Source organism: Thermococcus sp. 9N3 (assembly GCF_012027685.1).
Lineage (GTDB): Archaea > Methanobacteriota_B > Thermococci > Thermococcales > Thermococcaceae > Thermococcus > Thermococcus nautili.
In genome coordinates this window covers 196803-209699 of sequence record NZ_SNUV01000002.1, presented here as the reverse complement: position 1 = coordinate 209699, position 12897 = coordinate 196803, and the positions used below count along the sequence as shown (strand labels likewise).

The window sequence follows — 12897 nt, the reverse complement described above, 5'->3', positions numbered from 1 at the left end:
TTAAACCAGCGAACCACTAATTTTAAAACTCGCCCTTCAAATTAACCACAAGTTGGGATTAAAAACTCTCAGGGGTGAACGTATGGCCAGGAAGAAGGCTAAAAAGCCCGGGGAGGCCAACGAGTTCCGGGCAAAAAAGCGCGAAAAGCTCAGGTTTTTGGCCGAGATGGAACCAAGGAAGATGATAATCTACCCGCTCGCGGTTTTCATAGTCGCACTGCTCCTGCTGGCGGTGCACTTCCCTCCACTCGGCATTGACCTCAAGGGCGGTGTCGTGGTTACCGGTTACGGTGTGAACGCGAACCCAGACCAGGTTGAGAAGTGGCTCAGAAGCGAGCTCGGCGTCAACGTAAACGTTGAGAGCTTCACGAGCGTAGAGGGAACGAAGGGAATCCGCGTTTACGCTCCGAGTGGAGTTGACCCGGTTGAGATTATCAACATCCTCAAGCAGAAGTACCCGGATGCCGAGTACACCCACAGCGAGGTTCTGCCGACGTTTGGTGAACTCGCAAAGAAGCAGGGAATAAGGGCAATAGCCTTCGCCTTCCTCGCGATGGCGGTGGTGGTCTTCCTGTTCTTCAGGAACCCCGTCTCATCGCTGGCAATAATCTTCTCGGCCCTCTCGGACATGGTTATAGCGGTTGCCATGATGGGCGTCTTCGGAATCCAGCTGACGACCGCGACGATAGCGGCCCTGCTGATGCTCATAGGTTATACCGTCGACAGCAACATCCTCCTCACAACCAAGCTCACGCGCAGGAAGGAGGACACAATAGAGGAGGCCTACCTGAGCGCGGTATCGACGGGCTTTACCATGAGCACCACGACGCTTGGAGCCCTCTTCATGCTCTGGCTAATCTCAACGTCGCCGACGATAGACAACATAGCCATAGTCCTCATCTTCGGTCTCCTCGCGGACTTCATGAACACCTGGATTTTCAACGCCGGTGTTCTCAGGTGGTATCTCACCACAAGGGGGGTTAAGGCATGAACAGGAAGCTTAAGAAGCTCCTCTTCAACTGGAGGATAATCCTTCTCATCATCTTCCTTGCCGGTTCGATAGCGACTCTGGCGATGCGTCCCCTGACCTTTGGAATAGACATAGCCGGTGGTGTCGCACTCATAGCCCAGACAGAGCACCCCGTTGACTCCAAGACGATGGAGCTCGTGACGGACTCCCTTCAGAAGCGTTTGAACACCTTCGGCCTCCGCGATGTTCAGGTTCAGGGACAGGGCAACGACATCGTCGTCGTTAAGGTTGCGAACGTGACGAGCGCGGAGGAGGCAAACGCCCTCAAGAAGGTTATTGAGAGCCAGGGTGTCTTCTACATGGAGTTCGACGGCGTAATCTTTGGAACGGGCAAGGACATAACCTACGTTGGCGTCTATAAAATTAACCCCGACAACAGCTGGGAAGTGCCGTTCCGTATCTCCAAGACTGCCGCCGAGAAGTTCGCCAAGCTTGCAAAGGGCAAGGCCGGCTGGCCCGTTGACATGTTCCTCGACCCGCCTATCAACTCGCTCCTTGTTGTTCCCAAGAGCATGTACGACCTCATGAACAGCACCGCCTTCAACGCGAACGCCCCGCAGGCGCCTTATCTTGTGGAGAGAATCCACGATGCTTTCAACATAACCACGATAGCCTACGCCAACCAGAGCGCCGAGGAGCTCAAGAAGCTCGCCGACGGTAAGCCGATAGTTCTCGTTGACGTTGGAGCGAGCCTCGTTGACAAGCTCAGGGCAATGAACGTGAGTGTCCGCTACGTACCGAGACAGAGCGGTGTTAGTGATGCGGAGCTCGTTCGCAGCGTTCTCGGTCTCTACGGCCCGTATTCACTTGGCGAGGGCCTTGCCAACGGGGTTCCTCAGACCGACGTTCAGATAACCGGCCACGCGGCAAACAGGCTCCAAGCTGAGCAGGAGGCCAAGACCGTCTACACCGTCCTCAAGAGCGGTTCGCTCCCGGTCAAGCTCAAGGTCATCGGAATGCAGTTTATCTCGCCCAAGCTTGGTGAGAGCTTCAAGACCCAGGCTCTCTACGCTGGAATAGCGGCTCTGATAGCCGTCCTGCTGATAGTTTACTTCCACTACAGGAACTGGAAGATAGCCATACCCGTCGCCAGCACGAGCCTCTTCGAGGTCACGATAATCCTCGGAATCGCCGCCTTAATCAAGTGGAACCTCGACCTCCCGAGTATAGCCGGTATCATAGCGGCCATCGGTACGGGAGTAGACCAGCAGATAGTCATAACCGACGAGCTTCTCGGAGGCGAAAAGCTCACGAAGATAACGAGGCGTTCAAGCACGCTCAAGAGGATTGGAAGGGCGTTCTTCATCATATTCGCCTCGGCAGCAACCACGATAGCGGCCATGAGCTTCCTCCTGGTTTACTTCGTCGGAACCCTCAAGGGCTTCGCGGTGACGACCATTATCGGCGTCCTCATCGGAATCTTCGTCACGAGGCCTGCCTACGCCGAGATAGCCAAGTACCTCGTCGGTGAGGACTGATGTACGTCATAATAATGGGTGCCGGAAGGGTTGGCTACCTCGTCGCCAAAATGCTCGAGGAGGACGGCCACGACGTCACGATAATCGAGATGGACAGGGACAGAGCGAAGGAGCTCTCGATGCAGATAAACGGCCTCGTCATAGAGGGCGACGCAACGGACCCGAAGACACTGGAAGAAGCAAACATAAAGCAGGCCGACGCCTTCGCGGCTTTAACGGGCAAGGACGACGCCAACCTGCTCGCCTGCATCTTGGCTAAGAACCTCAACCCGAACGTCAAGACCTCGCTGAGGATAAGCAACCCCAAGAACAGGAGAATCTTTGAGGAAGTCGGCGACCTGAAGAAGTACTTCGACTTCGTGATTTCGCCGGAGGAGATAGCGGCGGAGTACATCAGCAGGAACATAGTCACACCGGGCTTTGACCGCGTTCTCTTCCCCAAGGAGGGGGCCGAGATAGTGAGGTTCACGATAGACGAGAACAGCAGGATTGCTGGAAAGCTCGTTAAAGAGCTCAACCTCCCCAAGGACGCGCTGATTATAGCGGTTTACGACGAAAAAGGCAACCTAATCATTCCCTCCGGAGATACGAAGTTGCCCGAGAAAGGTCAGGTCATCGTCTTTGCCAAGAACTCCGTCCTCAAGGAAGTGAAGGAACTTTTGGAGGGCGGGGAGTAGACCTAAAATCCGACGAAAATGCGTGCACCCCTCTAATCATTTTTCCATGTTCCTTATCCCAAACCATAAACTATTTAAACCAGTTAGGGAAGCCAAAGGTGGCGAAAAGCTCAACTGTTTTCAGGGTCATCGGAGGGACGGCTCATGGAGGACGTCATCAAGCGGATTGTTGATGCAGAAAAGGAAGCAGAGGAGCGTATTGAGCGCGCCAAAGAGGAAGCAAAGGCCATCGTCCTCAGGGCCAAGGAAGAAGCAAAGGCCGTTGAGGAGGAAATACTTGCCAAGGCCCAGGTCGAGGCCGATTCCCTCGTTCAGAAGGCGAGGGAAGAGGGGGAGGCCGAGGCTAAGAAGATTCTTGAGGAGGGCGAGAGGGAAATTGAGTCCCTCCGTTCGAAGGCCGAGGCCAACTTCGAGAGCGCAATAACCCAGGCAATAGAGCTTGTGAGAGGGGGCTGAGATGTTCAGGCCCGAGGAGATGGTCAAGCTCGACGTCATAACGCTCAACCGCTACAAGGACGAGCTGCTGACCTACCTTCACGAGGCCGGGCTCGTGGAGATTCGCGAGCTCGACGTTAAAATCGCCCAGAAAGATACTCCAAACGAGTACCATCGAAAGGCCGCTTCCTACAGCATAACAATCTCAAGGCTCGTTGATTTCCTGAAGGCCCACAAGAAGGCTCAGGGAGGGGGAATAAAGGAGTTCTTCTTCCCCAAGGAGAAGGCTAAGAGAACCTACCACTACGAGGGCATTGAGAAGCTCATCAAGGACGTTGAGGAGTTCCTCGCAAAGGCTGAGCCCGAGATAAAGGCCGTTGAAGGGAAGCTCAGCTCTCTCCAGTCGGAGATAGAGAGGATTAAAGAGGCGATATCAACCCTTGAACTGCTCTCCGTCTTCAAGCTCCCCGTTCAGTACCTCAGGCACAGCGGTCTCGTCGAGGTTTCCGTCGGTTCCGTTGAAAGGCTAAAGCTCCCGGCGCTCATCGAGGACCTTAGGAAAATCACAGAGGGTAAGGTCGCCCTTGTGAGCAAAGAGCTCGGCGACAAGGCGCTCCTCGTCGTTGCGAACCTCTCAAAGGACCACGACAAAGTTAACTCCGTCCTGGCCAAGCACTCCTTTGAGAGGATTGAGGTTCCCGAGGGAGAGGGAACGCCCGAGGAACTCGTCAGGGAGTACAGGAAGAAGCTCGATGCCAAGCTCAGGGAGCTCGACGAGGCGAAGAAGGAAGCCGAAAAGCTCGCCGAGAAGTACTACGACGACGTCGTCTTCTACCAGGAGCTGATGGAAAACGAGCGCGACAAGGCCTCAGTGCTCCCGATGCTCGCGAGGACGAACATGACCTTCGCCCTAACCGGCTGGCTCCCGAGGGTTGACGTTCCAAAGGTTCTCGAGGGGATAAAGAAGGTCACCGAAGGGAAGGCCTACATAAACGTACGTGAGCCGAGGAAGGAGGAAATTGAGGAGATTCCGATTAAGCTCAAGAATCCAAGCTGGGCGAGACCCTTCGAGATGCTCACCGAGATGTACGGCGTTCCGAGGTACGACGAGATAGACCCGACGCCGATTATAGCCTTCACGTACTCGTTCTTCTTCGGCTTCATGCTCACCGACTTCATGTACGGTCTCATCGTCGGCATCGTCGCGGCACTCCTCGTCAAGGGCCACAAGAAGTTCAACGACGGAACCTACAAGTTCGCATATACACTGCTCGTCAGCTCGTTCTTCACGATGCTCATGGGAATCCTCTTCGGCAGCTACTTCGGCAACGCCGGAGACATAGTCCTCCAGTACGTCACGGGCAATCCGAACGCCCAGTTCTGGCGCATAGCGGATGCATTGAAGGACCCGATGTTCGTCTTAATGCTCGCACTCGCCATAGGTCTCGCGCACCTCTTCACCGGCTACACCATAGGCTTCATAGTTAAGTGGAAGAACGGCGACGCCAAGGGGGCAGTACTTGAGCAGCTCCCCTGGATGCTCATAATACTCAGCATAGTCTTCTTCGCGACCAAGAACGCCTCGCTGATGCTACCGGCCAAGGCACTCTTCGGAATCGGCATAGTCCTCTTCGCGGTCGGCGAGATAGTTGCCAACGGCGGACTCGCGGCGCTGATGATAATCTCGGACTTCTTTGGCTTCGTCGGAACTTGGCTCAGCTACGCCAGGCTTATGGCCCTCGCACTGGCAACCAGCGGAATAGCGATGGTCATCAACGTCCTTGCCGCGATGGTCTGGGGAATCAAGATAAGCGTCGTTCCGCTCGGAATTATCATAGGTTTGATTATCTTCGTCGGCGGTCAGCTGTTTTCGACCGCCATAAACGCCCTCGGAGCGTTCGTTCACTCGCTCCGTCTTCAGTACGTTGAGTTCTTCGGAACCTTTTACTCGGGCGATGGAAAGCCCTTCACCCCGTTCAAGTCCAAGAGGGAGGTTTCGAAACTCGAGTTGAAAGCTGATGGAGGTGCATGAAGGATGGACCCGATAGTTTACGTTGCCCTCGGTGCGGCGCTCGCGAGCGGAATAGCGGGTGCCGCCTCGGCCTTCGGTGTTGGTATAGCAGGTGCCGCAGCTGCAGGAGTCGTTGCAGAGGACGAGAAGAACTTCAAGAACGCGCTGATACTCGAAGGTCTGCCGATGACCCAGAGTATCTACGGTCTCATTACGCTGTTCCTCATCCTGCTCAGCGCGGGAATCATAGGCGGCGGCTTCAAGTTCGCCCAGGCCACCACAGACAACATAGTTAAGAGCGCCATACTCTTCGGTGCCGGCCTTACCGTCGGCCTTACCGGCCTCTCGGCCATACCGCAGGGTATCATCGCGAGCGCTGGAATCGGTGCCGTTGCCAAGAACCCGAAGACCTTCACCCAGGGCATCATCTTCGCCGCTATGGCCGAGACCATGGCCATCTTCGGTCTCGTCGGTGCGCTCATCATGATTGCCACCGGCGTCGGTCTCTGAACCCTCTCCTTTTTACAGCTTGAGGAGGATTGAAGATGGAAGGGGCTGAACTGATAATTCAGGAGATAAACAGGGAGGCCGAGCAGAAGATACAGTACATACTCAGCGAAGCCAGGGAAGAGGCCGAGAAGCTCAAGGACGAGGCCAGAAAGAGGGCGGAGGCCAAGGCCGAGTGGATACTCCGAAAGGCCAAGACCCAGGCCGAGATAGAGAAGCAGAGGATAATCGCCAACGCCAAGCTCGAGGTCAGGAAGAAGAAGCTCGCCGTTCAGGAGGAGCTCATAAGGTCCGTCATTGAGTCCCTCAAAGAGAGGCTCGCGAACCTCCCCGAGGACGAGTACTTCCCGATGCTCGTTGAACTCACCGTCAAGGCCGTTGAGGAGCTCGGAACCGATAAGGTCGTCGTCCGCTCCAACGAGAGGACCCTCAAGCTCATCGTTGAGAGGCTTTCCGAGTTCAGGGAGAAGCTCCGCGAGGCCCTTGGAAAGGACGTCGAGGTCACCGTCGGTGAGCCGATTCAGACCATCGGCGGAATCCTCGTGGAGAGCTCCGACGGAACGGTTAGGGTTGACAACACCTTCGAGTCCAGGATAGAGCGCTTTGAAAGTGACCTGAGGGCTACCATCGCCAAGGCCCTCTTCGGGTGATTGAGATGGAGGCAGTAACGGGAATCCTCAACACCACCATTGCAGTCGTCTTCACGTGGGTGGGCTACAAGACCGCCAGGATAATCTGGAAGTACACCCCCTACTCGTATCCGAACGCCAGAATCAAGGCCATGGAAGCGAAGCTCCTCACAGAGCAGAAGTTCAACGAATTGGCCGAAAGCAGAACCCTCCAGAACTTCGTCGTGAACCTGGAGGACACCGACTACAAAGACTACCTCGCCGACGTTTCGAGCTACACCGTTGAGGAGGTTGAGAAGGCCCTTGAGAGGGCCTTAGCCGGAACTTACGAGCTCATGTTCAAGATACTCCCCAAGCGCTCAAAGGGCTTCTTTGAGCTCCTCCTCGAGGGCTGGGACGTCAGGAACATAGCCAACGTCGTCAAGGCCAAGCTCGCCAACGAGCCCGCGAGCGACTACGTCGTCGAGCTCGGAACGATGCTCCCCAAGGTCAAGGCGATGGCCGAGGCGAAGACCCTTGAAGAAATCCTCGTAATCCTCGAGGGAACCCCCTATGAGGAAGTTTACCAGAAGCTCCTGCTCGGCGAGATAGACGTTACCCGCTTCGAGACCGAGCTCTACAGGATGCACTACGGAAAACTGCTGAGCTATGCCCTCTCAAGGAAGGACGACGAGAGGATTATCTTAGAGGAGTTCGTAAGGCTCTCGATAGACAGGGTCAACATCCTTACCGCGCTCAGGGCAAAGAAGGCCGGTCTCTCGGCGGAAGAGATAAAGCCGATGCTGATTCCGGGCGGAACCGTCAAGCTTGACCCGCTCCTGCACGTTGACTCCTTCGACATGGCCTTAGCCGAGCTCGACTCGACCAAGTACGGCCAGGTAATCAGGGACGTCAGGGAGGAAATAGAGAAAGACCTGAGCGTCCTCGAGAAGGCACTCAACGACCACATAATCGAGAGGATTTCAGAGCTCGAACGCTTCTACCCGCTCAGCATAGCCACGCCGCTGAGCTACGTCCTCAGGAGGGAGAGGGAAATCAGGAAGCTGAGGGCAATAGCCAAGCTGATAGAGAACGGCGTTGAGCCCGAAAGGATAAAGGAGCTCGCGGGTGAGGTGGCATGAAGATAGCCGTGCTCGGCGACAGGGACACCGCTCTGGGCTTCAAGCTTGCCGGGGCCCACGAGGTTTACGCCTTTGAAGACACCCCCCTTGAGATGGAGAGGCTTAGGAACAAGCTTAAGGAGCTCGTTGAGAGGGGCGACGTGGGAATCATACTCATAACCGAGAGGTTCGCCCAGAGGGTTGAGATTCCGGACGTTACGATTCCAATCATCCTTCAGGTGCCCGATAAGTCGGGCTCTAAGTTCGGTGAAGAGGCCCTCCGCGAGATAGTCAGGAGGGCTATCGGTGTTGAGCTCAAGAGGTGAAGGGAAATGGGAAGGATAATTCGTGTTACGGGACCACTCGTCGTTGCGGACGGCATGAAAGGAAGCAAGATGTACGAGGTCGTTCGCGTCGGTGAGATGGGTCTCATCGGAGAAATCATCCGTCTCGAAGGCGACAAGGCAGTCATTCAGGTCTACGAGGAAACCGCTGGTATAAGGCCCGGTGAGCCGGTCGAGGGAACCGGTTCGTCGCTCAGCGTCGAGCTCGGTCCCGGTCTGCTCACCTCGATGTACGACGGAATTCAGAGACCGCTCGAAAAGCTGAGAGAGCTCAGCGGTGACTTCATAGCGAGGGGTCTTACCGCTCCGGCCCTTCCGAGGGACAAGAAGTGGCACTTCACGCCAACCGTCAAGGTCGGCGACAAGGTCACCGGTGGAGACATTCTCGGTGTCGTTCCGGAAACGAGCATCATCGAGCACAAAATCCTTGTTCCGCCTTGGGTCGAGGGTGAGATAGTCGAGATAGCCGAGGAAGGCGACTACACCGTCGAAGAGGTTATCGCCAAGGTCAAAAAGCCCGACGGGAGCATAGAGGAGCTTAAGATGTACCACAAGTGGCCGGTCCGTGTCAAGAGGCCCTACAAGAACAAGCTCCCGCCCGAGGTTCCGCTCATCACCGGACAGAGAACGATAGACACCTTCTTCTCGATAGCCAAGGGTGGAACTGCAGCAATTCCGGGCCCGTTCGGTTCAGGAAAGACCGTCACCCAGCACCAGCTCGCCAAGTGGAGTGACGCGCAGGTCGTCGTCTACATCGGTTGCGGTGAGCGCGGAAACGAGATGACCGACGTCCTTGAGGAGTTCCCCAAGCTCAAGGACCCGAAGACCGGTAAACCGCTCATGGAGAGAACCGTCCTCATAGCCAACACCTCGAACATGCCGGTCGCGGCTCGTGAGGCTTCAATCTACACCGGAATCACCATAGCGGAATACTTCCGCGACCAGGGCTACGACGTCGCTCTGATGGCTGACTCCACCTCAAGATGGGCCGAGGCCCTGCGTGAGATTTCCGGCCGTCTCGAGGAGATGCCCGGTGAGGAAGGCTACCCGGCCTACCTCGCCAGTAAGATAGCGGAGTTCTACGAGCGTGCCGGCCGCGTTGTGACCCTTGGAAGCGAGCCCAGGGTCGGTAGCGTCTCCGTCATCGGTGCCGTTTCACCGCCCGGTGGAGACTTCAGCGAGCCCGTCGTCCAGAACACCCTGCGTGTCGTCAAGGTCTTCTGGGCCCTCGATGCTGACCTCGCTAGGAGGAGGCACTTCCCGGCAATCAACTGGCTGAGGAGCTACTCCCTCTACCTCGACTCGATACAGGACTGGTGGCACAAGAACGTTGACCCAGAGTGGAGGAAGATGCGCGATACCGCTATGGCCCTCCTCCAGAAGGAGGCTGAACTCCAGGAGATTGTCAGAATCGTCGGTCCTGACGCGTTACCCGACAGGGAGAAGGCCATACTCATCGTCACCAGGATGCTCCGTGAGGACTACCTCCAGCAAGATGCTTTCGACGAGGTCGACACCTACTGCCCGCCGAAGAAGCAGGTCACCATGATGCGCGTTATCCTAAACTTCTACGAGAGGACAATGGAGGCCGTTGACAGGGGCGTTCCAGTTGACGAGATAGCCAAGCTCCCGGTCAGGGAGAAGATAGGCCGTATGAAGTTCGAGCCCGATATCGAGAAGATTAGGGCGCTCATAGATGAGACGAACGAGCAGTTTGAAGAGCTCTTCAAGAAGTACGGGGCGTGATGCTCATGCCGGGAATGGAGTACTCCACCGTTAGCAAGATTTACGGCCCGCTGATGATTGTCGAGGGCGTCAAGGGAGTTGCCTACGGTGAGGTCGTCGAGATAGAGACCGAGAGCGGGGAGAAGAGGAAGGGACAGGTGCTCGAGGCCAGGGAGAACCTTGCGATAGTCCAGGTCTTCGAGGGAACCCGCGATTTGGACGTCAAGACCACCAGCGTCCGCTTCACCGGCGAGACCCTCAAGGTTCCCGTTTCAATGGACATGCTGGGAAGAATCTTCAACGGTATCGGTAAGCCCATCGACGGCGGACCGGAAATCATCCCCGAGGACAGGAGGGACGTTCACGGTGCACCGCTCAACCCGGTCGCCCGTGCCTATCCGAGGGACTTCATCCAGACGGGTATCTCGGCCATAGACGGTATGAACACCCTCGTTCGCGGTCAGAAGCTTCCGATATTCAGCGGTTCAGGTCTGCCACACAACATGCTCGCCGCTCAAATAGCGAGGCAGGCGAAGGTCCTCGGCGAGGAGGAGCAGTTTGCAGTGGTCTTCGCGGCGATGGGTATCACCTACGAGGAGGCCAACTTCTTCAAGAAGAGCTTCGAGGAGACCGGAGCAATAGAGAGGGCCGTCCTGTTCCTCAACCTCGCCGACGACCCGGCAATCGAACGTATCATCACCCCGCGTATGGCCCTGACCGTTGCAGAGTATCTCGCCTTCGACTACGACATGCAGGTTCTGGTTATCCTCACGGACATGACCAACTACGCCGAGGCCCTGCGTGAGATTTCAGCTGCCAGAGAAGAGGTTCCCGGAAGGCGCGGTTATCCGGGTTACATGTACACTGACTTGGCCACAATCTACGAGCGTGCCGGTCGTGTCAGGGGCAAGAAGGGAAGCATAACCCAGATGCCAATCCTCACGATGCCCGACGACGATATCACCCACCCGATTCCAGACCTTACCGGTTACATCACCGAGGGCCAGATAGTCCTCAGCAGGGAGCTCCACAGGAAGGGTATCTACCCGCCCATTGATGTCCTCCCGAGTCTCAGCCGTCTGATGAAGGACGGTATTGGTAAGGGAAGAACCAGGGAAGACCACCCGCAGCTCAGCCAGCAGCTCTACGCGGCCTACGCCGAGGGACGCTCCCTTAGAGACCTCGTCGCCGTCGTCGGTGAGGAAGCTCTCAGCGAGACCGACAGGAAGTACCTCAAGTTCGCAGACAGGTTCGAGCGCGAGTTCATCGCTCAGCGCTACGACGAGGACAGGAGCATCTTCGAGACCCTCGACCTCGGCTGGGAGCTCCTGGCGGAGCTTCCGGAGAGCGAGCTCAAGCGTGTCAGGAAGGAGTACATCCTCAAGTACCACCCCAAGTACAGGAAGAGGGGCGAGTGAGCCCCTACCAACTTTTTAGGTGGTCGAGATGGCAGAACTGCTCAACGTGAAGCCGACGCGAATGGAGCTCCTCAACCTGAAGAGGCGCATCCAGCTGGCCAAGAAGGGCCACAAGCTCCTCAAGGACAAGCAAGATGCTTTAGTCATGGAGTTCTTCACAATCTACGACGAGGCGCTTCAGCTGAGGCGCGAGCTCAACCTCAAGATGAAGGAGGCCTTTGAGGCCCTTCAGATGGCCGAGATTGACGTCGGAACGCTCCGCCTCAAGGAGATAAGCCTCTCCGTGAAGCCCAACAGGGAGGTTGAGATTAGGAAGAGGAACGTCATGGGCGTTCCGGTTCCCCTCATCGAGGCCGAGAGCTTCAGGAGGAACGCGGGGGAGAGGGGTTACGCCTTCGTTTCGAGCTCCGCCAAGGTTGACCTCGTGGCCGAGAAGTTCGAGGAAGTTCTTGATTTAGCGGTCCGCCTTGCAGAGGTCGAGGAGACCCTCAAGAGGCTCGCGAGGGAAATCGAGGTCACTAAGAGGCGCGTCAACGCGCTCGAGTACATCATAATCCCGCGCATGGAGGCAACGGTTAAGTTCATCAAGCAGCGCCTCGATGAGATGGAGCGCGAGAACTTCTTCAGGCTCAAGAGGGTTAAGGCGTTAATCGAGGCCAGGGGCGGTTCCTGAGCCCTTTGCGCTCTCCTTTTTCTGAGGGGCGTTTATGTAGGTGCTTGTGTAGGCAAATCGCTTAAATATACCCTTCTCGTAATTAAGCTGGGGGTGAGCGATGGGAGAGTACTTTATTGAGCCCGGACTCGACCCGAGAAAAGACCACGTTCTCTACCGCGATGACGAGCACCTCGTCGTTTACCTTGGAACACAGGAGGGCGGCGAGGACGTTGACGTCAACAGCTATCTCATAGTCAGCAGGGGGAAGGGCATCCTCATAGACCCCGGAGGATACAAGATTTTCTCGAAGGTTCTCGCCAACGCGTCAAAGTACATCGACCCCAGGGACATCGAGTACATCTACATATGCCACCAGGACCCGGACGTTGCCGGTAGCTTGCCCCTGTGGAGAGAGGTAAGCAACGCGAAAATAATAGTCCACTGGCTCTGGACGAGGTTTTTACCGCACTTCGGCTTTGAGGATGCCAAGGCAGTGACCCACGAGCTGCCGGACGAGGGCGAGACGATGCCCTTCGGCGCGACCACGCTCGAGTTCATACCTGCCCACTTCCTTCACAGCCCGGGACACTTCACGATATACGACCACAGGAGCAAGTTCCTCTTCACCGGCGATATCGGCATAGCGCTCCTGGACGAGCCCTATATAGTTGTTGAGAACATGGAAAGGCACATTCAGGCGATGAGGCCGGTTCACGAGAGGCTCATGCCGACGAACAGGGCCATAAAGGCCTGGCTCGACAGGGTGAAGTTCCTTGACGTCGAGGCGATACTGCCCCAGCACGGGGCGATAATACCGAAGAGGTTCATACCGCGCTTTTACGACTTCCTCGAGAACCTGAAGTGCGGCGTTGACCTCTACCGCTGAGG

Annotated in this window: 13 protein-coding genes; all 13 read left to right on the top strand. The window is 56.4% G+C overall.

What is annotated here, in order from left to right; translation table 11 throughout:
* The first annotated feature begins 82 nt into the window (after nucleotides 1-82).
* Nucleotides 83-991, top strand: coding sequence for a protein translocase subunit SecF (locus E3E30_RS08085; RefSeq protein WP_167729179.1), 909 nt, complete (start codon nucleotides 83-85; stop codon nucleotides 989-991).
* On the top strand, nucleotides 988-2508 hold the full coding sequence (locus E3E30_RS08080) for a preprotein translocase subunit SecD (RefSeq protein ID WP_167729178.1): 1521 nt from the start codon (nucleotides 988-990) through the stop codon (nucleotides 2506-2508). The genes E3E30_RS08085 and E3E30_RS08080 overlap by 4 nt, the downstream gene beginning before the upstream one ends.
* A complete protein-coding gene (locus tag E3E30_RS08075; protein WP_042691173.1) occupies nucleotides 2508-3185 on the top strand; it encodes a TrkA family potassium uptake protein in 678 nt (225 codons plus the stop codon). Before E3E30_RS08080 ends, E3E30_RS08075 begins: the two co-directional genes overlap by 1 nt.
* Nucleotides 3186-3329: 144 nt before the next feature.
* A complete protein-coding gene (locus E3E30_RS08070; protein WP_042691175.1) occupies nucleotides 3330-3641 on the top strand; it encodes a V-type ATP synthase subunit H in 312 nt (103 codons plus the stop codon).
* A 1-nt stretch (nucleotide 3642) separates the two neighbouring features.
* Entirely contained in the window at nucleotides 3643-5652 is a 2010-nt protein-coding gene (locus E3E30_RS08065) for a V-type ATP synthase subunit I (protein ID WP_167729177.1), read from the top strand.
* A 3-nt stretch (nucleotides 5653-5655) separates the two neighbouring features.
* Complete coding sequence (locus E3E30_RS08060; RefSeq protein ID WP_042691179.1) at nucleotides 5656-6141, top strand: ATP synthase subunit K; 486 nt, start codon at nucleotides 5656-5658, stop codon at nucleotides 6139-6141.
* Nucleotides 6142-6176: 35 nt separating this feature from the next.
* The gene (locus tag E3E30_RS08055; RefSeq protein ID WP_167729176.1) at nucleotides 6177-6788 is read left to right on the top strand and encodes a V-type ATP synthase subunit E; all 612 of its coding nucleotides are present in this window, start codon (nucleotides 6177-6179) and stop codon (nucleotides 6786-6788) included.
* Complete coding sequence (locus tag E3E30_RS08050) at nucleotides 6788-7888, top strand: V-type ATP synthase subunit C (RefSeq protein ID WP_167729382.1); 1101 nt, start codon at nucleotides 6788-6790, stop codon at nucleotides 7886-7888. Before E3E30_RS08055 ends, E3E30_RS08050 begins: the two co-directional genes overlap by 1 nt.
* A complete protein-coding gene (locus E3E30_RS08045; RefSeq protein ID WP_042691183.1) occupies nucleotides 7885-8193 on the top strand; it encodes a V-type ATP synthase subunit F in 309 nt (102 codons plus the stop codon). Before E3E30_RS08050 ends, E3E30_RS08045 begins: the two co-directional genes overlap by 4 nt.
* 6 nt (nucleotides 8194-8199) lie before the next feature.
* On the top strand, nucleotides 8200-9957 hold the full coding sequence (locus tag E3E30_RS08040; protein ID WP_042691185.1) for an ATP synthase subunit A: 1758 nt from the start codon (nucleotides 8200-8202) through the stop codon (nucleotides 9955-9957).
* Between the two features lie 5 nt (nucleotides 9958-9962).
* Nucleotides 9963-11354, top strand: coding sequence for an ATP synthase subunit B (locus E3E30_RS08035; RefSeq protein WP_042691186.1), 1392 nt, complete (start codon nucleotides 9963-9965; stop codon nucleotides 11352-11354).
* A gap of 28 nt (nucleotides 11355-11382) precedes the next feature.
* Complete coding sequence (locus tag E3E30_RS08030; protein WP_042691187.1) at nucleotides 11383-12027, top strand: V-type ATP synthase subunit D; 645 nt, start codon at nucleotides 11383-11385, stop codon at nucleotides 12025-12027.
* Nucleotides 12028-12127: 100 nt separating this feature from the next.
* On the top strand, nucleotides 12128-12895 hold the full coding sequence (locus E3E30_RS08025; RefSeq protein ID WP_167729175.1) for an MBL fold metallo-hydrolase: 768 nt from the start codon (nucleotides 12128-12130) through the stop codon (nucleotides 12893-12895).
* Nucleotides 12896-12897 lie beyond the last annotated feature (2 nt).

What these genes read in the sequence shown, in the direction of transcription:
- E3E30_RS08080 (WP_167729178.1), top strand. Translation starts at nt 988, where the DNA reads ATGAACAGGAAGCTTAAGAAGCTCCTCTTCAACTGGAGGATAATCCTT.
- E3E30_RS08065 (WP_167729177.1), top strand. Translation starts at nt 3,643, where the DNA reads ATGTTCAGGCCCGAGGAGATGGTCAAGCTCGACGTCATAACGCTCAAC.
- E3E30_RS08035 (WP_042691186.1), top strand. Translation starts at nt 9,963, where the DNA reads ATGCCGGGAATGGAGTACTCCACCGTTAGCAAGATTTACGGCCCGCTG.
- E3E30_RS08045 (WP_042691183.1), top strand. Translation starts at nt 7,885, where the DNA reads ATGAAGATAGCCGTGCTCGGCGACAGGGACACCGCTCTGGGCTTCAAG.
- E3E30_RS08075 (WP_042691173.1), top strand. Translation starts at nt 2,508, where the DNA reads ATGTACGTCATAATAATGGGTGCCGGAAGGGTTGGCTACCTCGTCGCC.
- E3E30_RS08030 (WP_042691187.1), top strand. Translation starts at nt 11,383, where the DNA reads ATGGCAGAACTGCTCAACGTGAAGCCGACGCGAATGGAGCTCCTCAAC.
- E3E30_RS08025 (WP_167729175.1), top strand. Translation starts at nt 12,128, where the DNA reads ATGGGAGAGTACTTTATTGAGCCCGGACTCGACCCGAGAAAAGACCAC.
- E3E30_RS08070 (WP_042691175.1), top strand. Translation starts at nt 3,330, where the DNA reads ATGGAGGACGTCATCAAGCGGATTGTTGATGCAGAAAAGGAAGCAGAG.
- E3E30_RS08085 (WP_167729179.1), top strand. Translation starts at nt 83, where the DNA reads ATGGCCAGGAAGAAGGCTAAAAAGCCCGGGGAGGCCAACGAGTTCCGG.
- E3E30_RS08060 (WP_042691179.1), top strand. Translation starts at nt 5,656, where the DNA reads ATGGACCCGATAGTTTACGTTGCCCTCGGTGCGGCGCTCGCGAGCGGA.
- E3E30_RS08055 (WP_167729176.1), top strand. Translation starts at nt 6,177, where the DNA reads ATGGAAGGGGCTGAACTGATAATTCAGGAGATAAACAGGGAGGCCGAG.
- E3E30_RS08040 (WP_042691185.1), top strand. Translation starts at nt 8,200, where the DNA reads ATGGGAAGGATAATTCGTGTTACGGGACCACTCGTCGTTGCGGACGGC.